General features: G+C 65.4%; 26 protein-coding genes. 18 read left to right on the top strand and 8 right to left on the bottom strand.

All coding sequences use genetic code 11. The features are described from left to right. Window positions 1–35: 35 nt before the first annotated feature. Genes M6689_RS16015 through M6689_RS16005 form a run of 3 tightly spaced genes read right to left on the bottom strand, consistent with a single transcriptional unit; the run spans window position 36 to window position 1,471 of the window. Window positions 36–530 carry a DUF3106 domain-containing protein gene (locus tag M6689_RS16015; protein ID WP_298273541.1) on the bottom strand — a complete coding sequence of 165 codons (495 nt, stop codon included), beginning with the start codon at window positions 528–530 and terminating at the stop codon, window positions 36–38. 39 nt (window positions 531–569) lie between these two features. Continuing rightward, a complete protein-coding gene (locus M6689_RS16010; protein WP_298273540.1) occupies window positions 570–929 on the bottom strand; it encodes a hypothetical protein in 360 nt (119 codons plus the stop codon). Then, complete coding sequence (locus M6689_RS16005) at window positions 926–1,471, bottom strand: RNA polymerase sigma factor (protein WP_366949759.1); 546 nt, start codon at window positions 1,469–1,471, stop codon at window positions 926–928. Before M6689_RS16005 ends, M6689_RS16010 begins: the two co-directional genes overlap by 4 nt. Before the next feature lie 222 nt (window positions 1,472–1,693). On the opposite strand from M6689_RS16005, the gene M6689_RS16000 reads away from it, so the two are divergent. Next, a complete protein-coding gene (locus M6689_RS16000) occupies window positions 1,694–2,173 on the top strand; it encodes a class II SORL domain-containing protein (RefSeq protein ID WP_298273539.1) in 480 nt (159 codons plus the stop codon). A gap of 65 nt (window positions 2,174–2,238) precedes the next feature. Here M6689_RS16000 and M6689_RS15995 read toward each other — a convergent pair whose 3' ends face one another. After that, window positions 2,239–2,517 (bottom strand): hypothetical protein, encoded by a 279-nt coding sequence (locus M6689_RS15995; protein WP_298273537.1) that lies wholly within the window; start codon window positions 2,515–2,517, stop codon window positions 2,239–2,241. A gap of 436 nt (window positions 2,518–2,953) precedes the next feature. On the opposite strand from M6689_RS15995, the gene M6689_RS15990 reads away from it, so the two are divergent. The 13 genes from M6689_RS15990 to M6689_RS15930 all read left to right on the top strand — a co-directional run bounded on the left by M6689_RS15990 (window position 2,954) and on the right by M6689_RS15930 (window position 15,994). Further along, a complete protein-coding gene (locus M6689_RS15990) occupies window positions 2,954–4,717 on the top strand; it encodes a radical SAM protein (RefSeq protein WP_298273536.1) in 1,764 nt (587 codons plus the stop codon). Between the two features lie 121 nt (window positions 4,718–4,838). After that, a complete protein-coding gene (locus tag M6689_RS15985) occupies window positions 4,839–5,630 on the top strand; it encodes a hypothetical protein (protein WP_298273535.1) in 792 nt (263 codons plus the stop codon). A gap of 24 nt (window positions 5,631–5,654) precedes the next feature. Then, window positions 5,655–6,491, top strand: coding sequence for a caspase family protein (locus M6689_RS15980; protein WP_298273534.1), 837 nt, complete (start codon window positions 5,655–5,657; stop codon window positions 6,489–6,491). A gap of 62 nt (window positions 6,492–6,553) precedes the next feature. Further along, window positions 6,554–7,363 (top strand): amidase, encoded by an 810-nt coding sequence (locus M6689_RS15975; protein WP_298273533.1) that lies wholly within the window; start codon window positions 6,554–6,556, stop codon window positions 7,361–7,363. 64 nt (window positions 7,364–7,427) lie between these two features. Continuing rightward, window positions 7,428–9,848, top strand: a complete 2,421-nt coding sequence (locus tag M6689_RS15970; protein ID WP_298273531.1) for a hypothetical protein — start codon at window positions 7,428–7,430, stop codon at window positions 9,846–9,848. A gap of 31 nt (window positions 9,849–9,879) precedes the next feature. Next, the gene (locus M6689_RS15965; RefSeq protein WP_298273529.1) at window positions 9,880–10,665 is read left to right on the top strand and encodes a DUF6345 domain-containing protein; all 786 of its coding nucleotides are present in this window, start codon (window positions 9,880–9,882) and stop codon (window positions 10,663–10,665) included. A gap of 15 nt (window positions 10,666–10,680) precedes the next feature. Further along, a complete protein-coding gene (locus M6689_RS15960; protein ID WP_298273527.1) occupies window positions 10,681–11,472 on the top strand; it encodes a hypothetical protein in 792 nt (263 codons plus the stop codon). 122 nt (window positions 11,473–11,594) lie between these two features. Continuing rightward, complete coding sequence (locus tag M6689_RS15955; RefSeq protein WP_298273525.1) at window positions 11,595–12,167, top strand: hypothetical protein; 573 nt, start codon at window positions 11,595–11,597, stop codon at window positions 12,165–12,167. After that, window positions 12,164–12,499, top strand: coding sequence for a carboxypeptidase-like regulatory domain-containing protein (locus tag M6689_RS15950; RefSeq protein WP_298273524.1), 336 nt, complete (start codon window positions 12,164–12,166; stop codon window positions 12,497–12,499). Before M6689_RS15955 ends, M6689_RS15950 begins: the two co-directional genes overlap by 4 nt. A 71-nt stretch (window positions 12,500–12,570) precedes the next feature. Then, entirely contained in the window at window positions 12,571–13,455 is an 885-nt protein-coding gene (locus M6689_RS15945; RefSeq protein ID WP_298273523.1) for a thermonuclease family protein, read from the top strand. Between the two features lie 103 nt (window positions 13,456–13,558). Then, window positions 13,559–14,587 carry a patatin-like phospholipase family protein gene (locus tag M6689_RS15940; RefSeq protein ID WP_298273522.1) on the top strand — a complete coding sequence of 343 codons (1,029 nt, stop codon included), beginning with the start codon at window positions 13,559–13,561 and terminating at the stop codon, window positions 14,585–14,587. Window positions 14,588–14,631: 44 nt separating this feature from the next. Next, a complete protein-coding gene (locus M6689_RS15935; RefSeq protein WP_298273521.1) occupies window positions 14,632–15,627 on the top strand; it encodes a hypothetical protein in 996 nt (331 codons plus the stop codon). Window positions 15,628–15,649: 22 nt separating this feature from the next. After that, on the top strand, window positions 15,650–15,994 hold the full coding sequence (locus tag M6689_RS15930) for a hypothetical protein (RefSeq protein ID WP_298273520.1): 345 nt from the start codon (window positions 15,650–15,652) through the stop codon (window positions 15,992–15,994). A 359-nt stretch (window positions 15,995–16,353) separates the two neighbouring features. Here the strand turns inward: M6689_RS15930 and M6689_RS15925 are convergent, their stop codons facing one another. The 3 genes from M6689_RS15925 to M6689_RS15915 all read right to left on the bottom strand — a co-directional run bounded on the left by M6689_RS15925 (window position 16,354) and on the right by M6689_RS15915 (window position 19,555). Continuing rightward, a complete protein-coding gene (locus M6689_RS15925) occupies window positions 16,354–16,830 on the bottom strand; it encodes a group 1 truncated hemoglobin (protein ID WP_298273519.1) in 477 nt (158 codons plus the stop codon). A 55-nt stretch (window positions 16,831–16,885) separates the two neighbouring features. After that, a complete protein-coding gene (locus tag M6689_RS15920) occupies window positions 16,886–17,359 on the bottom strand; it encodes a VOC family protein (protein WP_298273518.1) in 474 nt (157 codons plus the stop codon). 135 nt (window positions 17,360–17,494) lie between these two features. Continuing rightward, window positions 17,495–19,555 (bottom strand): C1 family peptidase, encoded by a 2,061-nt coding sequence (locus tag M6689_RS15915; RefSeq protein WP_298273517.1) that lies wholly within the window; start codon window positions 19,553–19,555, stop codon window positions 17,495–17,497. 216 nt (window positions 19,556–19,771) lie between these two features. Here M6689_RS15915 and M6689_RS15910 point away from each other — a divergent pair, with 216 nt between their 5' ends. The 4 genes from M6689_RS15910 (at window position 19,772) to M6689_RS15895 (ending at window position 22,325) form a co-directional block, all read left to right on the top strand. Beyond that, a complete protein-coding gene (locus tag M6689_RS15910; protein WP_298273515.1) occupies window positions 19,772–20,287 on the top strand; it encodes an Hsp20/alpha crystallin family protein in 516 nt (171 codons plus the stop codon). Window positions 20,288–20,429: 142 nt separating this feature from the next. Beyond that, a complete protein-coding gene (locus tag M6689_RS15905; protein ID WP_298273513.1) occupies window positions 20,430–20,867 on the top strand; it encodes a DMT family transporter in 438 nt (145 codons plus the stop codon). A gap of 17 nt (window positions 20,868–20,884) precedes the next feature. Further along, the gene (locus tag M6689_RS15900; RefSeq protein ID WP_298273512.1) at window positions 20,885–21,394 is read left to right on the top strand and encodes a DUF2127 domain-containing protein; all 510 of its coding nucleotides are present in this window, start codon (window positions 20,885–20,887) and stop codon (window positions 21,392–21,394) included. 67 nt (window positions 21,395–21,461) lie between these two features. Beyond that, the gene (locus M6689_RS15895; protein ID WP_298273511.1) at window positions 21,462–22,325 is read left to right on the top strand and encodes a methylated-DNA--[protein]-cysteine S-methyltransferase; all 864 of its coding nucleotides are present in this window, start codon (window positions 21,462–21,464) and stop codon (window positions 22,323–22,325) included. Between the two features lie 78 nt (window positions 22,326–22,403). On the opposite strand, the gene adeC is transcribed toward M6689_RS15895, so the two are convergent. Next, window positions 22,404–23,816 carry an AdeC/AdeK/OprM family multidrug efflux complex outer membrane factor gene (gene adeC, locus M6689_RS15890; protein WP_298273510.1) on the bottom strand — a complete coding sequence of 471 codons (1,413 nt, stop codon included), beginning with the start codon at window positions 23,814–23,816 and terminating at the stop codon, window positions 22,404–22,406. Window positions 23,817–23,899 lie beyond the last annotated feature (83 nt).

The following is a 23,899-nucleotide window of genomic DNA, read 5'->3' as shown; positions in this document are numbered from 1 at the left end:
ACGGCCACCTTCACGCCGCCGTTGACACGCATCCACTATTTTTTTTCGAGGAAATCCCTTTTCTCCTCGGGGGTCATGGTCTTCCATCGTTCCCGCAGTTCGTGGCGCTCCTCCCGGCTCATGCCGCGCCATTTTTCCCGAAGGGCATGGCGCTCGGCGGGGGGAAGCTCCCGGAACCACTGAAACTTGCGCCTGATCCGCTCCTGCTCCTCCGGAGGGAGGTTGCGAAACTCCCTGAACCGGCGACGGATCTGCTCCCGTTGCTCGGGGGGGAGTTCCCGCCACCGCTGGAACCGTTCGCGGGCCTCTTTCTGTTCCTCCGGGGTCATGGTCCGCCACCGCTCCACCCCGCGACGGAGCCGTTCCTGGCGCTCGGGGGGGAGCGTATCCCACCGTTCGCGCATCGGCTGGAGGACCTGCTGCTCCTCGGGAGTGAGCCGGCTCCACGGCGTCGGGCCCGATTCGCCCCACGCCGGCGGAGCGGTCGCCGCCAGCAAGAGGATCGCCACCAGCAGTCGTCGTCTCGTCATCGCGTTTTCCCTTTCACCCATTCCCATTTCATTGCGGCTTCACCCCTTCCGGTCCTGCTCCGCCAGCCAGCGGTAGAAGTCGAGATCTTCGTAGAGCTGGATATGCTCCCGGGTCGTGATGATTTCCATGTCGTCGATGCCGGCGACGGGCTTTTCCCGCTGGACACGGGTGAACCAGAGGCTGGTGGCGACGACGGCAACCGCAATGGTGGCAACCCCTCCGGCCGTGGCCCAGCGGGGGATTGCCGCAAACCACCGCCGCCGGCCGGCCGCCTCCACCGCCGCGAACCGCATCTCCCGCAGCCGCGCCGCCGTCCGCCCATCGAGCGCCGCCGTCCGTTCCTCCAGGTGCCCCCGGATCGTCTCGATCAGCCTGTCGTCCCGCTCGTCACGGTTCATGATCGGTACTCCTTCAAAAGGTGCCGCAGGGTGTGGACCGCCCGCGAGTAGTGGGTCTTGACGCTGCCGTCGCTGCACCCCATGGCCAAAGCGGTCTGGGCCACGTCGAGCCCTTCCCACGAACGAAGCAAAAACGCCTGGCGCTGGCGCAGCGGAAGCTTCCGGAGGGCCCTTTCGATCGCCCCCCCGAGCTCCCGGTTCGTCAGATGCCGTCCGGGATCGGGGGCGTTGACGTCCGCCACGTTCTCCAGCGGATCGGCCCCCTCGTCCGAGTCGCCGCCGGCGCCGCCGAACCAGCCGCGCAGCCGGTTGCGGACCACCGTGCGGCGGTGCCAGTCGATGATCCGGCTCTGGAGCGTGCGGTAGAACAGGGGAGACCACTCCTCCTCGCACTTGCACGCATAGCGCCGGACAAAGCCGAGCATCGCATCCTGCACGAGGTCGAGGGCTTCGTCATCGTCGGCGGTGGCAAACCGGGCCATCCGGAACGCCCGCCGCTCGATTCCCGCCAGGAATCGGTTCAGTGCCTCGGTATTCTCCAGGGATTCTCTCCTCGTGTCCCGTCCCCGGCATGGGCCGCAAGACGCTTTTGATAGCTGAAACGCGCGCACGCCGCCGTCGGTTGACACGGCACGCAAATCTTTCCCCCCCGCCGTTCGGGGATGAGGATTCGCTCATTGACTTTGGAACGGAGGATTCTACACTTGAAGAATGTGCGCGGAGGCCCCCCTCCGGCAACACATCATGGTACCACGGGAGGAGCAATGGACAGAAGAGCCTTTCTCAAGCACGCCGCCCTCGGCGCCGCGGCCGCCGGCGTCGCCCGAACCGTCACTGCGGCCGAGATGTACTTCCCGGTCAAGGCCGACCAGTCGCTCTTTGTCACCATCAACCGGGCGAAGGACCCGGCGAAGAAGAACCCGCTGGAGCAGAAGCACGTGCCGGTGATCAGGACCCCGGCAAAGGTGAAGGCGGGGGAGCCGTTCACCGTGGAGGTGTCGGTCGGCGAGGTGATCCACCCCATGGGGCCCACCCACTGGATCGAGTTCGTGGAGCTCAACGTCGGCAACGAGCCGGCGGGGAGAGCCGATTTCCAGCCCCGCGGCTTCCTGAACCCTAAGGTGACCTTCACCGTCGTGATCCCGAAAGACGCCGCCCCGGCGGGGAAGGTGACCCTCATCGCCCGCCAGCGCTGCAACCTTCACGGCTACTGGGAAGGAAAAGCCGACGTGGCGGTGACCTGAGAAGAAAGGGGAAACGCAGGGGAGGCTCCCGGCCGCCAGCGGCGGGAGCCTGCCGGGGAAGGATGTCAGACCGACGGCCGGGGGGTGCCGCAGTACTTGCAGGAGGGATCACGCCACCGGTAATACTCGCCGCAGGAGCCGCACCTGCGGAACTTCCCCTCCACCTCCCGGCGGGGCTTCTCGAAATAGATCACCAGGAGAAAGATCGGGAAGACGGCGCAGGCGAGACTCCACCCGACGAAGTTCCTTCCCCGGTTCGCGGCGAGGATCCCCCCGATGATCCCGGGAACGACGACAATGAACAATAGCAGCAGATGGGCTGGCCTCACGACTCCGTACATCATCGGCTCCCCTCCTCTTTGGCAATTGGACGGCTGTTTCAATTCTAACACAAGAACGGCACGCCGGCTCCGCGTGACGTTTTTTGTAACATGAAGAAATTATTCGATTCGCGACTTGTCGCAATCGCTTTGCACGATATACTCATCCCAGGCTACCGCTGCACAATGCCGCCCAACAACTAATTGTGGCCCAGGACGGGCCCCACTGCCGCATCGTGCGGCAGAAGGCGCCAGGGAAGGCGCACCTCTCTTCCCGCATCCGGCGGCCCGCTGCACGCCGCCACACCAGTCAGCCCCTTCCCCCGTCCGCCGTCCTGGGCATCGGATGTTTTCTCATTGGCAATGCCGCCTACACGAGGTGACGCAGAGAAGCGAACGCGGTCAACGGTACCGCAGACGGCCCCGTTTTTCCGGCGGCCGGATCACGGGGAGGAAGTGGATGAAAATTGCTCTTATCGGCGCGGAGCTCGAAGAGAACCTGGGACTCCGCTACATGGCATCGGCCCTGGAACGGGAGGGACACCTGGCGGTCATCTTCCCCTTCAACGAGAAGGGGGAGATCCCGGCCGTGGTCCGGCAGGTGAACGCCTTCGCCCCCGACATCGCCGGCCTCTCCATGGTCTTCACCGGCAGGGCCCGGGAGTTCTGCCGTCTGGCAAAGGCCCTGCGGGAAGGAGGCTTCTGCGGCCACCTCACCGCCGGCGGCCACTTCGCGGCCCTGAACTGCCGACAGCTCCTGGCCGACTTCCCGGAGTTCGACTCCATCGCCCTCGGCGAAGGGGAGGAGCTGATCTGTGCCCTCGCAACGAACCCCGCCGATCTCCCGGAACTTGCCGGTTTCTCCTACCGGCGGGGGGACGGCTCCATCGCGGTGAACCCGTCGCGCGGAAACCCGGAGGACCTCGACGCTCTCCCCTTCCCCCGTCGCACCACCTTCCACGAGTATTACGGCAAACCGATCGCAAGCATCCTCTCCTCGCGGGGGTGCTGGCGCAGTTGCGCCTTCTGCAGCATCGACGCCTGGTACCGCTCGGGGGGCGGGCGCAAGTTCCGGATCCGGAGCGTCCCGAACATCGTGGCCGAGATGAAGGAGCTCTACCACGGCCACGGCGTGCGGATCTTCAACTTCCAGGACGACAACTTCTTCCTCCCGGAGCCGACGCAGGCCCTGGCCCGCTTCACCGAGCTGCGCGACTCCCTCTGGAAGGAGGGGGTGAAGGAGATCGCCATCGCGGTCAAGGCCCGCCCCGACTCCATCAACCGGGAGGCGATGGGGGTCCTGGACGACCTCGGTGTCTTCCGGGTCTTCCTCGGGGTGGAAAACGCGTCGGAGCGGGGGCTGAGGAACCTCAACCGCAAGTGCACCCGGGAAGCGATCGAAAACGCCCTCCGGATCTTGAACGACTTCGACGTCCACGTGGCGTACAACCTCCTCATGTTCGAGCCCGACGCCACCATGGACGATCTGCTGATCAACCTCCGGTTCATGGAGCGGCACATCGACAACCCGTTCAACTTCTGCCGGGCCGAGGCCTACGCCGCCACGGGGCTGGAGAAGAAGCTCCGGAACGACGGGATCATCAGCGGCGACTACTTCGGCTTCGACTACCGGATCAAGGAGCCGCAGGTGGAGGCGTTCCACAAGATCGCCAACTACGCCTTCTTCGATCGCAACTTCAACGACTACGGCCTCCACTACTTCAACATGGAGGTCGACTTCTCCTTCCAGCTCCTGCGCCGCTTCCACCCCGAGCTTCTCTCCCAGGAGATCAGGAGCGAGGTCCGCTCGTTCATCAAGGAGACCAACATCGACACCTACCGCTGCCTCTCCCGGATCTGGGACATCGTCCAGTCGATCGACCCGGAGGAGGGGGAGGCGGTCCGCGCCGCCATGCGGGTCATGCGCCAGCGGGTGGACGACGGCGGTGTCGAGCTGCGGGGCCGGGGCGAGCGGATCCTGGAGCGGTTGCGGCGGGCATGGGCCGAGCGGGACGCGGGTCATCCCCGGACGGACCCCGACCTGGATCAGCCCGGGATCTCACTGTTCAGGGGAGAAGCGGTCCCCTACGCCGGCATCGAGAGCCTTGCCCGAGGCGACGCCGACCCGGTGGGGCTCGGATTCTTCGGCGCACTCCGGACGCCGATCCCCTACGCCGAATTCAGGAAGCGGCTCGGTGAGGGAAAGGACGCCACGGCGCCATGAGAGATATGGATCTGCGTGGATTGCCACCGGGAGGGGGTGACGCCGTGAAGGGATAACCAGCCGACGACACCATCGGAATTAATCGTTTAATCACATCGCATGTTCAGGGAGGAACAGGGCAATGGCAAAAACCAAGATTCGTGACTGGGTCGAACCGGCCCACCCGGTGCTCGTGCAGCGCTTCGACGACCTCGTCGAAATCTACCGCTTCCTCAAGAATTCGATCCAGGAAAAGGCCGACACGGTCTTCGACCGGGTCTCCCGGCAGATCGGCTTTGTGGTCACCACTACCCTCCCGCTGAACCTCGACATCGCCGAGGGAGGCAAGATCGCCCGGGCCGAACTGGGGGGGAAGAACCTCCAGGGGACCCTCTTCGAGAAGGAGTTCGCCCCGGTGCTGAAGGAGATCACCGGCAAGAGCGCGGGGAAGGTCGCTGCCGGCAGTTACTCCCTCTTCCTCCTCTGGCACGAGGCCCTGAAGCTCAAGCTCAAGGCCGACTGGATCGAGCCGGCCCACTTCAGGAACTTCCAGACCGTGACGGTCCAACCGGCGGTCGCCGAAGAGCTCGCCCAGCTTAATCCCGGCATCCGCGAGCCGGCCCACTGGTTCGACGCCGGCATCGCCCTGGCCAAGGAAGAGGAGATCCTCATCGCCGCCATCGACGAGGTCTACACCGACCTCAAGCTGGCGGAACGGGTGGCGGTGTCCCGGCGCGAGAGCCTCGGGTTCGTCCCCGGCGTCCGCGAACCGGCCCACTTCCGTGAGATCATCGAGGAGATCGTAGATCTCCGCACCGGCAGGGGCGCCCGGCTCTCCCCCGGAATCCGCGAACCGGCCCACTTCCGCAGGCTCCTGGAGCGGGAGGATTTCGCGAAGCTCATCGCGGAACTGGCGGAAATCCTGAAAGGGTAGAGCCAATTAAAGGAGGACACACCCATGGCAAAAGGACTCGCACTCACCATCGGACTCAACGCCGTCGACCCGAACCACTACGGAGGGTGGTCGGGCAAGCTCAACGCCTGCGAGGCGGACGCCGAGGACATGACCGCCATCGCCAGGTCGCGGGAGTTCATCTGCTCGCCGCTCCTGACCAAGGCGGCGACCCGCGCCCATGTGGTCGACGGAATCAAAAAGGCGGCCCACGACCTCAAGGCGGGCGATATCTTCATGCTGAGCTACTCGGGGCACGGGGGACAGGTTCCCGACCGAAGCAGCGACGAACCGGACGGCCAGGACGAGACCTGGTGCCTCTACGACGGCCAGCTGATCGACGACGAACTCTACGCCCTCTTCGGCCAGTTCGCCGCCGGCGTGCGGATCCTGGTCTTCTCCGACAGCTGCCACAGCGGCACCGTCACCAAGATGGCCTACTTCACCGGCACCACCGCCGCCCGGGCCACCGCCGACGAAGGGGGGCAGGTCCGCTACCGGGCCATGCCCGTCGACGCGGCGTTGCGCACCTACCGCGCCAACAAGGCGTTCTACGACGGTCTCCAGCAGGGGAAAACCCCCAAAGATTCCCAGCCCGACCCGAAGGCATCGGTGCTTCTCATCTCCGGCTGCCAGGACAACCAACTCTCCCAGGACGGCGCCTTCAACGGCCTCTTCACGAGCCAGCTCCTGCAGGTCTGGAAGGACAGCCTCTTCCGGGGGAACTACCGGACCTTCCACCGCAACATCGTCCGCCGGATGCCCCCCGACCAGACCCCGAACCTCTTCATGGTCGGGGCTCCCGATCCGGCGTTCCTGAAGCAGAAGCCGTTCACCATCTGAGATGAAAGGGGCGCGCTCCGGTCAGGGCGCGCCCTTTTGCAATGACGTTCCGGGAGGGAATCATGCAGAAAAAGGGGAAGTTCGTCCTCTTCACCATCGACGAGTTCGACCAGTGGCTGCAGCAGACCCGCTTCAGCCGCTCGGTGAAACTCGTCCAGAACCACCACACCTTCCAGCCCTCTTACGCCCAGTTCGACGGCGGCAACCACTTCGCGCTCCTCAACGGGATGGAGCATTTCCACATGGCCGAACGGGGGTTCGCGGAGATCGCCCAGAACCTCACCTCCTTCCCCGACGGCACGGTGGCGCTCTGCCGCTCCATCGACAAGGTGCCGGCGGGGATCAAGGGGGCCAACCAGGAGGGGATCTGCCTGGAGAACCTCGGCAACTTCGATGGCGGGGGGAACAGCATGACCCCCGCCCACCGCGACGCCATCGTCAAGATCAACGCCCTCCTCTGCCGCGAGTTCCACCTCACCCCCTCCACCGACACCATCGTCTTCCACCACTGGTACGACCTGAACTCCGGCCAGCGGACCGGCGGGAGCGGGACGACGAAATCGTGCCCGGGGAGCGCGTTCTTCGGCGGAAACTCGGTCGACTCGGCGGCGGCCAACTTCGTCCCGCTCGTCGCCCGGACCCTTGCCACCCTGACGGGAGGGGTTGCCCCCACTCCGCCGCAGGCCAACGGGGCGGCGGATGTCATCGCCACGACGCTCAACGTGCGGAGCGGCCGAGGGGCGTCGTTCCCCATCGTGAAGAGCCTGGCGCGGGGGGTGAGGGTGAACGTCTTCGAGACGGCCGACGGGTGGTGCCGCATCCATCCGTCGGAGCAGCAGTGGGTAGCGACGCGGTACCTGCGGTTCGCGTAAGACGGACCGCCCGACAGCATCGAAGAACTCCGCACGGACGCGGAAATGAAAGGAGACGCCACGGATGGCAAAAGCACCCAAGGAAACCGTTGAAAAGCTCATTGCAAGCCAGCTTCCCGAGGATGTGAAACGGGAGGATTTCCTCTTCGTCCTGCAGGAACTCCTGAACGCCTATCGCCCGATCCTCGAAGAAGACCTCGCCCTGATCAGGTCGGCGGAGCGGCTCCTGGAGGAGACGGAAAAGCACCCCCACACCTGCGAGGACGAGCAGCTCATGGCCGACCGAATCTTCGCCCCCTTGGGGGACGAGAAGGTGGCCCTGCGGCTCCTGGACCCGAAGGCGCTGGAGCTCCTCGGCCCCATCGACCAGTGGCGCTGGTGCCTGCGGAAAATCCTCTGCTGCCTCCGCTTCGGCTGGCTCCTCTCCCGCGCCCGCACCTTCCCCGCCGCCGTCTATTACCTCTACCGCTACTGGCTCTGCATCCGCCGGCTGTTCGACGACTCCATCGGGAGCCGCCCCCTCACCGCCGCGGAGCGCGCCGACTTCCGCAGCCTGGTCGGCGCCTTCGCCGCCGTCTTCAAGCCCTCCCTGGAACGGGAGGCCCGGGCCGCCGAGCGGGCCGGCGAGCTGGCTGACGAGGCGGTGGCGGGAAAAATCGACTGCCACGCCGGAGCCGGCGAGGCCGAGTCCCTCTTCGAGCGGTTCATGACCGTCGAGAACGCCCGGTTCCTCCTCGGCGCCGAGCTCTTCGAGAAGCTCCGCCAGGAGCGCGCCTTCTGGTTCTGCCGCTGCTGGTGCCTCTGCGCCTTCCGCTTCGGCTGGTGCCTCGCTCGCTCCCGCACGTTCTTCGACCTGGTCCGCTGCCTGATCGACTACTTCCGCTGCCTGCGCCGCTGCCTCCAGCCGCTCACCTGCCTCCTCACGAAGCCGACCGGGTGCACCGAGGAGTTCCCCAACCCGAACGGCGGCGGGCTCGTGGTAGAGATCGACGGCACCGCCACCGGCGGCGGATTCGACCACTACACCCTGGAATGGCGCAAGGTTGAGGGGGCACCCTGCGCCGATGACACCGGCTGGCAGGCAACCGGCATCAGCTATCCCGGCAGTGGCGCCACCGGCACCGCGCCGGTGGTGGCCGGCACCCTCGGCTGGCTCGACACCACGGCGCTGCCGGCCGGCTCCTACGAAATCCGGCTCTGCGTCTACTCCGCCCTCCCGGGGGTCCCGCGCTGCTGCACCTGCATCCAGTTCAGCCTCTTCAAGCGCCTGGTCTGGATCGACCGGCTGGCCAACGCCCCGGTGCAGACCCCGCCCGGACCCTTCGTCTCCACCGCCCCCATCGTCAGCGGCAATCCCGGCGGGGTGGTCGTGCCGGTCGGTGGCTGCGTAACCGTCAAGGGGAGTGCCTTCGTGGGCGAGTGCAACAACCGCAAGATCAAGTGCTTCGATCTCCGCTTCGGCCTCGGCTGGCTCCCCGGCCCGGGAGAGCTCGGCTTCAATCCGGCCGACTACACCGGATCGCTCCTCTTCCCCTACGGCCCGGTCTGCTACCCCGACCCGAACCCCACGGTGGAGCTCTGGAAACGGGCCCAGTGGAACCAGGTCATCGAGCGGGCGCTCACGACCCATTTCGTGGAGACCGAGGTGGAATTCCTCGGCTCGAAGTTCAAGGTCTGGAAGCTCCAGGATTTCTGCTTCAACAGCGCCGGCCTCCTGCCGGTGGGGGTGAACGACGGGAGCGGCTGCCCCGATCCGCACCACCGCTGCCGCAGCGGCAAGTACACCCTGCTGCTCCAGGTGGAGGACACCCTCGGCAACCTCTTTTACGACACCCAGCAGGTCTGGTTCGACAACAAGCCGATGCAGAACGACGTCCACGTCGCCTTCACCGGCATCGAGGGGCTTCCCGGCTGCTCCGACCTGAAGCTCTCCCAGTTCGTGCCGGGGGGGGCGCCGTGCGGCGCGCCGTGGCCCCGGGGGCTCTTCGGCATCGCCTATGACGAGTACATCGACGAGACCGACATGGCCTACCCGAGCGACAACTTCGACTACTACACCCTCTCCATCACCCGCCAGGGGGGGCCGACGCTGGTAGTGCCGATCACCCCCGACTTCATCGCCTACGGCACCGACCCTTTGCGGGGGACCCAGCGGGTCGGCCAGCCGGGGGTCAGGTGCGAGCCGCTGCCGGCCGTCGGCGGCTGTCCGGCCCCTCCCCTCGTCCCGGCACGGCAGGCGGGGCTCCTCACCCTCCTCGACCTGCGGATCTTCGACGCCGTCTGCGCACCGTCGATCCCGGCGGCCGAGCATTACACGGTCCCGGCCGGCTTCTCCCTCAAGCGGGGCGAATGCTGCGGCTACACCTTCCAGCTCTACGCCCGGGACAAGACCTGGAGCGACGGCTGGAACGGCGGCTACCACCACGCCTGGTCGTCGCCGTGGGCGGTCTGCATCTGCAACGACCTGAGGAGCGAGGAAGGGTAACAACGAACCGCCAACCACACGGAGGTGCACCATGGCAAAGGAAGTCGGCGTCGAATGGGTCAATACCTACGATTGCCTCAATCAGCTCACCCACGAGCACGAGGATGCAGGGGGGTTCTACGACGAACTCGTTAATCACGATGGCTGGGTCGGTTCCTTCAACTGGGGGAACGGCGCCGCCTGGGAACAGGACTTCAAGCGCCCCGACAAGGGGGGGACCGCGGACCAGTGGGTCGACACCGCGGACTTCGTCTACTTCACCGGGCACGGCAGCCCCTGGGGATTCTACTTCCGCTGCGATGTCCCCGACGACAACCTGGTGGAGTGCGACCACTACTCCGGCCCCACCAACGGCGATTTGCGGCTCGGCTATGACGACCTCGAATGGCTCGCCCTGGAGGTCTGCAACACCCTGCAGCTCGACGCAAACCTGGGGGGGACCAACCTCGACGTCTTCGACCGCTGGGCCGAGGCTTTCCAGGGGATGCACACCATCTGCTCCTTCACCACCGTGAGCCTCGATCTGGCGACCCCCGGGCGCTACTTCGCCGCATACCTGGACGGACGCTGGCCCTCGGTCATCTTCGGCATCCCCGAGTGGATGATAGGCCGGATCCCCCTCAAGGTGATCGACGCCTGGTTCGCCATGACGTCGCTGGTCCAGCCGGCCCCCTACGAGGCGGCGGTCCTTTACGCCAACACCCAGGGGACCGACACCCAGAACGACTACATCTGGGACCGGGGACACGTGAGCCCCGACCCGCGCCGGGGAGCCGCCAACTGGTTCAGTTGGACGTGGGTCCCCCACGCCTGCTGAGAGGAGGAAGCAGACATGGCCGATTCTATCTTTCTATACAAGCGGACGACGAAAAGACTGACCCCCGACATCTTCACGAAACTGGCCGCCTCCCTGAACCTCAAGGGGAAGGCGGCTGAGACCGACGAAGCCCTCTTCATCGGCGATGGCACCCGCTCCCTGGCCTTCGCCCGCCCCTGCGCCACCTTTGCCGGTCTCCTCTTCTTCGCCGATCAGTCGGTATCCTGGGGGGAGTGCGCCGAGAAGCCGGTGAGCGAGACGCGGGCCCGGAGCTGGGCCGGCGAACTGCTGAAGAAGTTCGATCTGGCTCCGAAGGGGGGCGACGAGCGGATCCGGCTCGATTTCGACCTGGAGGCGTTCCAGACCGAGGCGGTGGTCTTCAACGGCAAGGAGCGCCGGCTGGTGAAAGCCAAGACCGACGTCATGTCGAAGATCGCCCTCAACGGGGTGCCGGTGGTGGGGCCCCGGGGGAAGGTCCGGATGATCTTCAAGGAAACCGAGCGTCCCGTCATGATGCATGTGGGGCTCTGGGAAGGGTTGGACGTGTTCGAGGAGCGGGAGCTGGTGCGCGAGCACGACGTGTTGCGCGCGGTGCGCGAGGGGCTTGCCCGGCGGGACGAGTGCGGAAAGAGGCCTTACGACATCCGCGACGTGAGGCTCGTCTACTTTGCCGACGAATACCGGGGTGGCCCCGATCTCCTGGCCCCCGAGTACCACGTGGAGGTGGAGTTCCGTGACCCGCGCCGCACGGAGAAAGAGCAGATCCAGGGGCCGCGCCAGGTGGTCCGGCTGCCGGCGTACCGGTAAGGGGACAGGGAGCGTTTTCCGGCTTTCCGGGTCCAATAATCCAAGGAGACCTACCATGCAATTCGATCTCTCTACGATTCCCTAAGTCCGACAGACCCCTAGACGCCAGAGGTTAAGAAACTGTGAGCGACAACGCCATCTACCTGACCCTGGTGGTGATGACCATCCTCCTCCCCCTGGTCCCCGCCGTCATCATCTACCGGTTTCTCCCCTCCCGAACGTTCGTCAGGGGGCCGTTCAAGGGGTTGAACGTCCAGCTCTCGGGGGCGTTCGCCGGCTATTTCCTGCTCGTGCTGGTCATGACGGGCTTCATTACAACCCGCCCCAAGACCTACGAGGTATGGACGATCAAGGGGAAGGCGGTGATGGCGAACCCCGGGGATACGCTGGTCGAATCCGACATATCGGTGCGGCCGAATGCCGTGACGTTTTTCGGCGACGGGAGCTTCGTCCTAGACGTCCCGGTGAGGCGTAACCAGGCGGGCAAACTCGATTTTCCGACCCTCGTTCTGCACCACGACGGTTACGAATCGGTATACGTTCCGCTCGGGGACAAGCGGTACGCGTTCGGCGGCCCGGGACTCACGGTGGAAACGGACAAGGGGGGCAAGACCAAGCTGATTGCCGAGCAGATAAGGCTGCAGCGCTCCAGCGTTCCGTACATGGGAAGAAACACGGGGAGACCGGCACAATGAGAGTCAGAACCACACTGGCAGCATGGGGAGTGGTGCTTTCCGTCGTTTTCGGAAGTGCCCAGTGGGCGGAGGCGCAGACGGTCCGCGGAAGGATCGAGCGCTGGACCCCGTACGGCATCTACCCGGCAACCGCCATGGCCGTGACGCTCTTCTCCAGGGACAGGGGGCGGTCCTACCCCGCGTACACCGACAACCAGGGGTTCTACTACCTCCAGAACATCCCGCCGGGAAACTACGTCCTGGAGGTATGGGTGGGGCAACTGCCAGTCACCAGGCCGGTCAGTGTCCTCAACCGCCCGTACAACGACATCCCCCCGATCCGGGTGCGCTGAGACCGGACCGCGGAAGGCGCGCGACAAATCAGCAAAACCGTCAGCATGGGGCATATCAGGAGGATACCAGCATGGCCGCGCTCAAGATCTTCTGGCAACCGAACGGCTTCACCCTCGACAGCATCGGCACGCAGCGCTACCTGCGCCACTCCGACGGCGATACGCCGGTCATCTCCGTCTCCATCCGGATGCTCAGCATCGACACCCCCGAGGTCCACTACCCCGGAACCACCGCCCCCTCGAAGCACGACGCGCGGCTCGCGGAACTCGCCGACTGGATCGCGGCCGGGAAGGCGCCGGTCTCGCCGGAGATGGCCGCCTACCTGGCGCCGCGCCTTGCCACCGGCGACGCCGGAAGCCGCCACCAGCGCCAGGGGGAGCAGGCCAGCGAGGCGTTCCAGGCCCTCATCGACGACCTGCTCCGCCGCCCCACGGGGACGTTTCGCCCCCTCTTCGTCCGGACCGCGGACCGTCCCTTCGACCAGTACGGCCGGCTCCTCGCCTACATCGCCCCCGAGTATACGGCGGCCGAGCGGGCGAACATGACCCGGCACGAGCGGGCCACCTTCAACCTCCTGATGGTCGAGTCCGGATGGGCGGCGCCGTTTCTCATCTACCCGAGCCTTCCCGGCCAGGCCGACCTCGATATCTTCCACCAGGCGGGCGAGGAGGCGGTGACCCAGGGGAAAGGGGCGTGGGCCGATCCGCTGATGCTGGCCGGCTACGAATTCCGCATGGCCTACCGGCTCTGGGAGGTGACGGGGAAGCTCGTGCGCGGAACAAAGCTCACCGGTAAGGAACGCACCTGCTGGGTCACCCGTTACTGCGCCGACATGATGACCGGCCTCCTCCACGGCCCCGAGGAGTACATCAGGGTGAAGCCCCAGCACCGGCTCTTCATCTGGCCCGAGGATGTCCGCGCCGCCGTGGCCGCGCTGAACCTGGCGCCGGCGTGAGTTAGCCGCAGCAGAAAGAGGGCGTTCTGAGCGGAGCAGACCCCGTCCAACTGCCGAATTCAGGATTCGTGAATCATCGTCACTGTCATCAGGGAGGGGAACCATGGGCTATCACTTCAGAAATCTCGTCTTCGAGGGAGGAGGGGTCAAGGGGGTCGCCTACTTGGGGGCCCTGGCGGTGCTCCGGGAGAAGGGGATCCTCGACGGCATAACCCGGGTGGGGGGGACCTCGGCCGGCGCCATCACCGCACTGCTGGTCGGCCTCGGCTACGGGCCGGACCAGATCGAGGCGGAGGTCCGTTCTCTCGACTTCAAGAAATTCCTCGACGACTCCTTCGGGATCGTCCGCGACACCGACCGCCTCCTGAATGACTTCGGCTGGTACAAGGGGGATGCCTTCCGGGAGTGGACCGGACGGATAATCGGCCAAAAGACCGGCAACAGCGAGTCGACCTTCGGCGACGTGGCGGGGATGAAGGAGGCGAAGGGGTTCCGCGATCTATACTTCATCGGAACGAACCTCTCCACCGGCTTCGCCGAGGTCTTCTCCGCCGAGCACACCCCGAGGATGTGCGTAGCCGATGCCGTCCGGATCTCCATGTCGATCCCCCTCTTCTTCGCGGCGAAGCGGGGGATCCGGGGGGACGTCTACGTGGACGGCGGCGTTCTCGACAACTACCCGGTGAAGCTCTTCGACCGCCAGAAGTACGCGGAGGCCCACGCCCACCCCACCGACTACTACGCCGAGCGCAACGAGCTCCTGAGCCAGTCGGGGAAGACGGTGAGCCCTTACATCTACAACGAGGAGACCCTCGGCTTCCGCCTCGATTCCGCCTCGGAGATCGCCGTCTTTCGCGACCAGGCCGAACCTCCCCACCGGCCGATCGGCGACTTCTTCGACTACGTGAAGGCGCTCGTCGCCACCGTCCTCAACGTCCAGGAGGGACAGCACCTCCACAGCGACGACTGGCAGCGGACCATCTACATCGACACCCTCGACGTGGGGGCCACCGACTTCGATATCACCGACGACAGGAAGAACGAGCTGGTCGCCTCGGGACGCACCGGCGCGGAGCACTACTTCGCCTGGTACGACAACCCCGGGAACACGCCGGTGAACAGACCGGGGTAGTCTGCCCCGGAAATGAATGCACGTCATCCACAAAAGGAGACCCGATGAAACCAACCTTTCCCACGGTAATCCGGCAGACGCTCATCCTCATCGTCATCCTCGTGGCAGCCGTCGCGCTCCAGGGGTGCGGCGCCGTTCTCACCTCGTCGCAGGTGAAGGAGGTGGCCACCTTCGCCAAGGCGGCCAAAGATTACGGCACCTTCCCCGGCGCCGTGATCCAGGCTCACGCCGATCTGCGGGCGGAGCAGAAGATCCTCGAAGCGACCACCTTCGCCAGCGGTGACGCGGCGCTGCGCCAGGTGGAGGCGGCCGTCGACATCCGCCGCGAGCTGGAGCAGCGCGCCACGGCGGCGGACAACGCCCTCGGCGTCCTGAACGATTACGCCGGACTCCTCGTGAAGCTCACCGCCGGCACCTACACCAACGACCTCCAGGGAAGCGCCGAGAGCCTCGGACGGTCCGTTGACAAGGGGATCGCGAGCTACAACAAGCTGCGGGGGACGAACCTGGAAAGCTTCGGCGCCCTGGCCGCCGCCGGCGTGCGGGAGGCCGGCGGCGTCTACATTCGCCACAAACAGGCCCGGGCGCTGAAACGGGCGGTCACCAGCGCCGATCCGGTGGTGGAGGCGATGATTTCCGAGGTCGAGAAGCTCCTCGCCCTCTACCTCTCGCCGGCGGACCTCAAGGACATGAAGCTCACCATCACCGCCGCCGCAACGCCGCCGGAGCAGCTCGACCTGATCCGGAACGTGGCGGCGGACCTCCGGGAGAGCTACAAAAGGATCGCCGACACCGCCGGCGGAAAGCAGCAGATCGAAGCGGTGGCGCTCGTCGTCGACGGCCTCGGCGATGCCGACGACACCGTCCAGCTGGCGATGAAGGCGCTCCGGGCGGCAGAAACGTTCCGCGCCGCCCACCGGGCTCTGGCGCAGAACGTAACCGAGCGACGCTGGCTCAAGGGCTCCATCGAGCAGGTGAAGGCCCTCGTGGACGAGGTGAACGAGGCGAACAGGCTCAGGAAGAAGCTGAAAAGTAACTAACTGATCATCAGGGAGATAAATCATGGCAAACACCGAACGCCTCATCGTCCTGCAGAAAGTGCGCGAGGCCAAGAAGGCTGCGGGCGACGCCCGCACCGCCCCCGGCCTCACCGCCGACCAGCGGGCGCTCTTCGAGAACCTCTACGTCGACCTGGACAACCAGGAAGATGTCATCATCACCCAGGCCCTCGACGAGCGGATCGACGCCCTGCGGGCGGCAGGTAGCCGGCTGGAGGCGGTGGCGCAGCAGATCACGAAGGAGATGCAGAAGCTGGAGAAGGTGGCCGAGGTGGTCGACAAGGCGGCCAAGGCGATCAAGATCCTCGCCGACATCGCCGGCCAGGCGGGAAGTCTCGTCACGCTGTGAGAAAGGAGACAGCGCCGGCGCGGTTCCGCAAGGGTCTCATGCTGGAAGCTGATTAACACTGATCTTCCGCTAAAGCATTCCCCCTCCCTTCAATGGGAGGGGGCTAGTACTTTGAAACATCTACCCCCCCCTCGATCCCCCCTTAACAGGGGGGAAGCCTTTAAGCCTCCCCTGTCAAGGGGAGGTTTGGAGGAGTTAGATACGAAAACTTAAATGTTACAATGCACTAGGGGGAGGGTGAAAAATGATACGTATTAATCAGTGAGTTGCACCCCCACCCCCTCCCTCCCCCATCAAGGGGGAGGGAGGATTCTGATCAAGCGGAAGATTGGTTCTAATCAGGTGTTAGGCAGCAGTTTTTACTTCCTGACTACGATGTCTTTCTTCGTGCTTTCGACGATAGCCACCAACTCCTCCTGCTCCTTCGCGGGCACCCCATAGTTGTTCATCACTCGGCGGAAATCCGCAAGCATGGCCTGCCACTCCTTCTCGCTGATATTGAGATGTGCGTGGGACTCCTTCATCCCGCGGCCTGTGTATTTGCACGGACCGCCGGTCTGCTGGCAGACTAAAGCCGTGACGTGATACTTCAGGCCAGCCGCTGGCACACGCTCCCTGGCTGCCTTGATTGCCGGGTTGGCGTTGAGCACATCGTTCACAAGCAATAGATCGATGAATGTGTCCACCACGACGGAGATCGGGTAGACTCCTCCGAGCCTGTCGTAGAGGGATTTTGCCGGCTGCGCCTCAGCGGCTTGGACGGCACCTGCCGCAAGTAGTACAGCCAAAATGCCCGCGAGTATGACTGTTCTTAGAAAAGACCGTGTTTTGAGCATGACACTTCCTCCATCTCGCCGCGCATCGCGGTAGTGTATTCAATTCTCGACCTGATTAGCCCCCGACCATTTGGGCGAAGAAGGCCTGGGCGCCCTGTTGGATTTCCTGCGGCGTCAGATCCTTGATATGGGTGGCAAGGGTCCAGCTGTAGCCGAAGGGGTCCTGCACGGCACCGGCGCGGTCCCCCCAGAACATGTCTTGGACGGGCATCCGGGCCTCGGCGCCTGCTTCAACGGCCCTCCTGAAAGCCTCGTCGACGTTCTCCAGATAGATGTAGAAGCTGACGGGAGAGCCACCAATGGTTTCCGCGCTTTTGCAGGGCTCCTGCGGATGCTCTTCGCCCATCATGAGGATCGAGCTGCCGATCCGGAGCTCGGCGTGCATCACCCCCTTGCCGTCGGGCCCCGGCATGGCGAAGAGCTCCTCCGCGCCAAATGCCCGTTTGTAGAATTCCAAGGCCTTACGGGCATCCTTGAACATGAACATCGGTGTAACAGTGTGAAAACCTTCCGGAATCGGTCTTGTCATGGCGATCCTCCTTAGTGGTGTTGTGGGAAAATCTGGGGTCGTGGGAAAATCTGGGGTCACTACGCGTCTATAACAATGTAGACGCTTCTCCGGGACAGGAGCCCAACATGATCGAGGGGGCGAAGTGTGCCCCCCTCAGAACCCATGGAGGTTCTCCACCGGCACGGCGAGCTTCGCCCCCCTGATCCGCTCGATGGTCTTCGCCACCACGTCGGTGTCGTTGTCGAAGGAGCCGTGAGCCAGGGGGATGTACTCGTGGCCGTCGAAGACCTTGGCCCGCTCTTTGGTGTGGATCCGCACCGTCCCCATTCCCCCCATGAACGCCTGCCACTGCTCCACGTCCCGCCGCTTCGATCCGATCCAGATGTCCTGGGCCGTCACGGCCGGGTCCCACGCCCCCTCCATGCCGAGGATCGGCATCTTGTGCACCTCCTCCAGGGCGCGGCTCACCAGGTAGAGGAGCGACTTGCCGTAGGGGCCGACCGTGTCGGCCTGCTCCCGCTCGTCGCTCAGGATGTCGAAGAAGAGCCGTTCCTTCCCGATGATCCCCCGCTGCGCCGCCGGCACGTAGTGGTCGAGGGCGAAGCCGACGGTGCAGGCCGGGGCGAAGAGGCTCACCGTCTCCACGGCGAGCTTCTTCGGGGCGAACCGGTCGAGGAGGTGGCCGTGGAGGATGGAGCCGGCCGAGTGCCCCACCAGGTGGATCTCCAGGTTCGGGAGCTCCTTCTTCAGGTCGGCCAGGCACCCCGCCAGGAGGAAGAGGCCGGCGTCGCGTTCGGCGGCCGCCGCGGCATTCTGCTTCATCTGCATCCAGACCGGCTTGACGAGGAGGTGCTCGCACGCCGCCTCCACGGTCCGGTCCTTCGCCTCCTGGAGGGCGCTGCTGATGTCGGACCAGAGCCCCCGGGAGGGCTCGGCCGGGCCGGCGAACTTCGCGACCGCGTCTTCCAGCATCCCGGAGATGCTCTCGCCGAAGCCGGTCCGCCAGGTGACGAAGAGGGGATAGATGCCGTTGGCGCTGAAGTAAGGGGCCATGACCCGGATCCGCTTGAGGGAGGTCTCCTCGTTGTTGAGCCCGCCGTGGGCGTAGATGGCGAGCTTCGGCGTCGTCTGGTTCCTGAGCCAGTCGAGGGGAAGGGTGAAGGCTGCCTCCCGGACGGCGCCGGCGGCGTCGGCCACGTCGAGGAAGCGGTTGATGGGGCGGCCGTCGTTGCCGAGGACCACCGTCCGCTCGTAGGCGGCGTTCTCGTCCAGGGGCTCGGCGGCACTCCGGGCATAGGTGAAGGGGGCCCGCACGCTGTCGGGGCGCCACGACCAGGAGGCCTTGCCGTTGGCCACCTCCTGGAGGGTCATGCTGCTGCGGGTCCGGATCTGCGCCGCCACCTCCATCGGCGCGCCGAGCACCGACACCCAGGCGTCGGTGCCGTGCTGGATCCAGTCCTCGTAGGTGAGGATGGCGAAGCCGTGGTATCCCCAGACCGCCCCCCACGAGTTCTGGACGATGAACCCCCGGGGGGTGTAGCCGATCATGGCGTAGGCGTGCCCGCCGGTCTCCCCGTCCACCATGGGAATTTCCGGGATGGTCGCCGAGCTGTCGAGGAACCACCCGGCGTGGACGGAGGAGGAGACGTAGATCGCCCCCACCTCGCGGATCGCCGCCTGCATGTCGGCCACCGAGTCCTTGTCGATCCGGTAGTAGGCCCCGAGGGGACGCCGCGCCGCGTCCTGCTGCCATCCCTCCTTCGGCTTCACGAACTTCGCCTTGTAGGGCCAGAACTTTTCGGCGCAGACGCCGTGGCGGTGCCACCCCTTCATGGCGCCGCGGCAGCTCGACCCTTCGTAATCCTCGCCGGGCCATTCGTCGTAGATCCGCGCCATGTGGTAGAGCATCCGCGGGCTCACCCGGAGGACCTTTCCCCCCTTCCTGTCGTTCTTGAGGACCGTCTCCAGGTGCTTTCGCCACTGGAGGTAGTTGATCACCGCCGCCAGCCCGAAGCCGGTGCAGGCCCCCTCCCGCCCCTGGTCGAGGACGAGGCCGTGGACCTTCGTGTAGTCGGCAAGGTAGGTGCCGATGAACTCCGGGTCGGGATACTGCTCGGGGAGTGAGACGAGGGGGGGATTGTAGATGCGGTCGCGGTAGTCGATGCGGTCGGGACGGGCGTCGAATGTCCGTCCCCGGATCTCTTTCGTCGGCATGGCAGCCTCCTTTCCACCAATCCACGGGAATGGAAATACATTAAGAAGAGGATGCCATACTTTGCTGACAGGGCAAGTCAAGCGCTCTTGACATTCATTTTCAATTGATTATACTGAAAGCAGGAAAACCTATCTCACGGAAAGGGGTGTTGAATCATGAGACGGCACACGGAACTCAGAACAGAAACCCCGAGAAGTACCGGGGAATCGGTGAGCGTGAAACGTCAAACCGGGTCTGAAGCTAAGGCGATGACCACGGGAAGAAGCGAAAGAACAAAGGGCGAAGTAAGCATCCTCTCGCCGCTGAGGGAGATGGAGCGGTGGTTTGAAGAGTCGTTCAACCGGCCGTTCGTCGGGATGAGCTGGTTGCCTCTGCGGCATATGCTCCACGATCTGGGGGGCGGCATGGAGATGATGCCGGCGGTCGACATGTTCGAGGAAGGCGGGAACCTGGTCGTGAAGGCCGAGCTCCCCGGTATGTTGAAAAATGACATCAATCTCCGGATCGTCGACAACAACCTTATCATCTCCGGTGAAAAGAGCACCGAAGAGAAGATCGAACGGAGCAACTTCCTGCGGCTCGAACGCTCCCACGGCTCCTTCAGCCGGACCCTCGGCCTCCCCGAGGGGCTCGATACGGAGCACATCAAGGCGAGCTTCAAAGACGGGGTGCTCGAAGTGCGGATCCCGAGAACCGAGACCAGCACGGTCCGGCAGATCACCGTGGAGTAATGAGCGGTGACAAAGGGCAGAACGCCCGGGGGAAGCGGAAAGCTTCCCCTCTTTTTTTGCGTCGAAAGGATTGCGCCTTGCGCCACGCAGACGTACAATCACCGCCATCGCCCCATATCACTCCCCGCGTCAAGGAGTTCCCATGTCGAACCTCGCCCTCTTTCTCCTCATGATGTGCGGCGGCGCCATCCTCGCGCTCCAGCCATCCATCAACGCCCGGCTCGCCCAGAAGATAGGGGTCATCGAGAGTTCCTTCGTCTCCTTCGCCGTGGGGACCATCGCCCTGGCCGCGGCGGTCTCCCTGTTCGGCCGCGGAAGCCTCCGCTCCCTCCCGGGCGCGTCATGGTGGGAGCTGACCGGCGGGCTCCTCGGCGCGGTCTTTGTCACCCTCACCATCGTGGTCGTGCCGCGGCTCGGCACCGCCGCCACCATGGCCGCCATCATCGCCGCCCAGCTCACCACGGGGCTCGTGATGGACCAGCTCGGCCTCTTCGGTTTCCGGGGCGCTCCCCTGGACGCCAGGCGGATCGCCGGGGCCATCATCCTCATGGCAGGGGCAGCGCTGATCTACCGGCGCTGACCGCCAACCGCAAATCAATGGGCACCCCGAACCACGAAATCCCCCGCGTTACTGCCGATCTGCGCACCATCGCCTTCTTCGAGGCGACCAAGGGTCTCCTCGTCATCCTGGCGGGGCTCGGGCTTCTCTCCCTCATCCATCGCAACGTCCAGGCCATCGCCGAGGAGATCGTCCGGCACCTCCACCTGAACCCGGCGAGCCGCGTTCCCCGCATCTTTCTCGAAGCGGCCGGGGAGGCCGAGGGTGGGCGGCTCCGGCTGCTGGCTCTCGGCGCCTTCGGCTACGCCACCCTTCGCTTCGTCGAGGCGTGGGGGCTCTGGCGCGGCCGGGCGTGGGCCGAGTGGCTCGGCATCGTCTCCGGCGGCATCTACCTCCCCGTCGAGATCTACGAGCTCTTCCTCTCCGTCACGCCGGTCAAGATCGGCATCTTCCTCGTAAACCTCACGGTGGTGGCGGTGCTCGTCCATGCCCGGATCGCGGCGCGGCGCCCGGGCTCTTCACCACCTCCGCAAGATCCGGGTGGATAATCGCGGCCGGTTCGGCTATCGTTTCTCCGTGTTATCAGGTGCTTTTTACAGGTGAAAGGAGATGGCGATGAGCAGAGGACTCGACCGACTTGCCCGCGATTACGCCCGCATCGAGGAAGCGATCCGCTTTCTTGAGGCGAATTTCCGGCGTCAGCCTTCCCTGGAGGAGGTCGCCGCCCACGTCGGCCTGAGTCCGTTCCACTTCCAGCGCTGCTTCCGCCGCTGGGCGGGGGTCACCCCCAAGCAGTTCCTCCAGTACCTCACCGCCGGCTATGCCAAGGAGCTGCTGCGGCAGTCGCACAGCGTCCTCGACACCTCCCTCGACTGCGGTCTCTCGGGACCCGGCCGGCTCCACGACCTCTTCGTCACCCTCGAAGCCCTCACTCCCGGCGAGTACAAGGCGCTGGGGGCGGGGCTCGCCATCCGCTGCGGCTTCCACCCCACCCCCTTCGGCATCTGCCTCGTGGCGGTGACTGACCGCGGGATCTGCGCACTGCGCTTCGTTTCCGACGACGGCCGCAAGGCGGCTCTGGCCGAACTGCAACGGGAATGGCCCCGGTCGGAGTTCAGGGAGGATCGCCGGGAAACGGGGGAAATCGTCCGCCGGCTCTTCGGCGCCGAACCGCCACTGCGGGATCTCCCCCTCGCCGTCCTGGTGAAGGGAACCAACTTCCAGATCAAGGTCTGGGAGGCGCTTCTGCGCATTCCCGCGGGGGTGGCGGCAAGCTATGGCGAGATCGCGCGGCTGGCAGGCGCCCCCCGCGCATCGCGGGCCGTGGGAAGCGCCATCGGCGCCAACCCCGTCGCCTTCCTGATCCCCTGCCACCGGGTGCTCCGGGAGTCGGGAGCCATCGGCGGCTACCGCTGGGGGACGGCGCGCAAGCGGGCGATCCTCGCCTGGGAGACGGCCCGGCTGCGGGAAGCGGAGTGATCCGACCTTTCCCACACACACAACAAAAGCCCGTCAGCATGCACTGACGGGCTTTTGTGCTTTTCACCTGACGGGGCCTTACCCTCCCCCGCCCCCGAGCACCCGGTAGAGGGTCACCAGGTTGGCCAGCCGGGAGAGCCTTGCGGTGATCAGGTTCTGCTGGGCGCCGTAGAGGGAGCGCTGGGAGTCAAGGACCTGCAGGTAGCTGTCGACCCCCTTTTCGTAGCGGGCCTGGGAGAGCTTGTGGCTTTCGGCGGTGGCGTCGGTGAGGGACTGCTGGGCCGCCACCTGCTCGTCGATGGTCCCCCGCTGGGCGAGGGCATCGGCCACCTCGCGGAAGGCGGTCTGGATCGCCTTCTCGTACTGGGCCACGGCGATGTCCCGGTCCACCTCCGCCACCTTCAGGTTGGCCTGGTTGGCGCCGGCGGTGAAGATCGGCAGCGTTATCCGCGGCGCGAAGCTCCAGATGAAGGAGCCGGGCTTGAAGAGGCCGGACAGTTCGCCACTGCCCGTGCCGATTGAGCCGGTCAAGGTGATCCGCGGGAAAAACGCCGCCCGGGCCGCGCCGATGTTGGCGTTGGCCCCCTTCAGGAGGTTCTCGGCCTGGAGGATGTCGGGACGGCGGAGCAGCACGTCGGACGGGAGCCCCGGCGCCACATCCTTCAGGGCGGTGAGGGCCTCGGAGAGGGCCGCCGGAAGGAGCTCCGCCGGCACGGGGGAGCCGACCACGAGGCTCAGGGCATTCTCGTCCTGGGCCACGAGGGTCGTGTAGCGGGCGATGTCGACCCGGGCCGCGTCAACGCTGGTCTGGGCCTGGTGGAGGTCGAGGGCGGAGGAGACGCCGGCCTCGAAGCGGCTCTTGGTGAGCTTGTAGGATTCCTGCTGGTTCGCCAGGGTCTCCCGGGCCAGCTGCAGCCGCTCCCGGTCGGCGGCCAGGGTCAGGTAGCCGACCGCGACCTCCGAAACGAGGCTGATCTGGACGCTGCGGCGGGCCTGCCCGGTGGCAAGAAATTGCTCCAGGGCCTGATCTTTCAGACTGCGCACCCGGCCGAAGAGGTCGAGCTCGTAGGAGCTGGCGCCGAGACTGACGTTGTACTGCTCAACGGTCACTGCGGGATTGGAGCCAAAGGAGCCCGACGACAGACGCTGTATATTGCCGGCGGCGGTGGCGTCCACCTTCGGGAAGAGATCGGAGCGCCGGATCTGGTACTGGGCCCGGGCGCGCCCGATGTTGAGGACCGCCACCCGCAGGTCGCGGTTGTTCTCCAGGGCCAGGGCGATCAGCTTGCGGAGCTTTTCGTCGACGAAGAACTCCTGCCACGGGATGTCGGCCACCGGTTTTTCGGCTTTCGCCGCACCTTCCTTGTAGGCCGGGCCGCTCGGCCAGGCGGCCGGGACGGGGGCGGGCGGCTGTTCATACTCCGGCGCCATGGTTGCGCAGCCGGTCAGGCCGACTGCAACGGCGATAATTGAAATGCCTCTACGGATCATTGCGTTATCTCCGAATATCAGAGTAGGGGCAAACCTTGTGTTTGCCCTTTTCGGCATGCGCGAGAATACGGGCGCTCACGAGG

Origin of the sequence: Geobacter sp. (assembly GCF_027327745.1) — a bacterium.
Lineage (GTDB): Bacteria > Desulfobacterota > Desulfuromonadia > Geobacterales > Geobacteraceae > Geobacter.
This window is presented reverse-complemented; position numbering and strand designations above follow the sequence as displayed.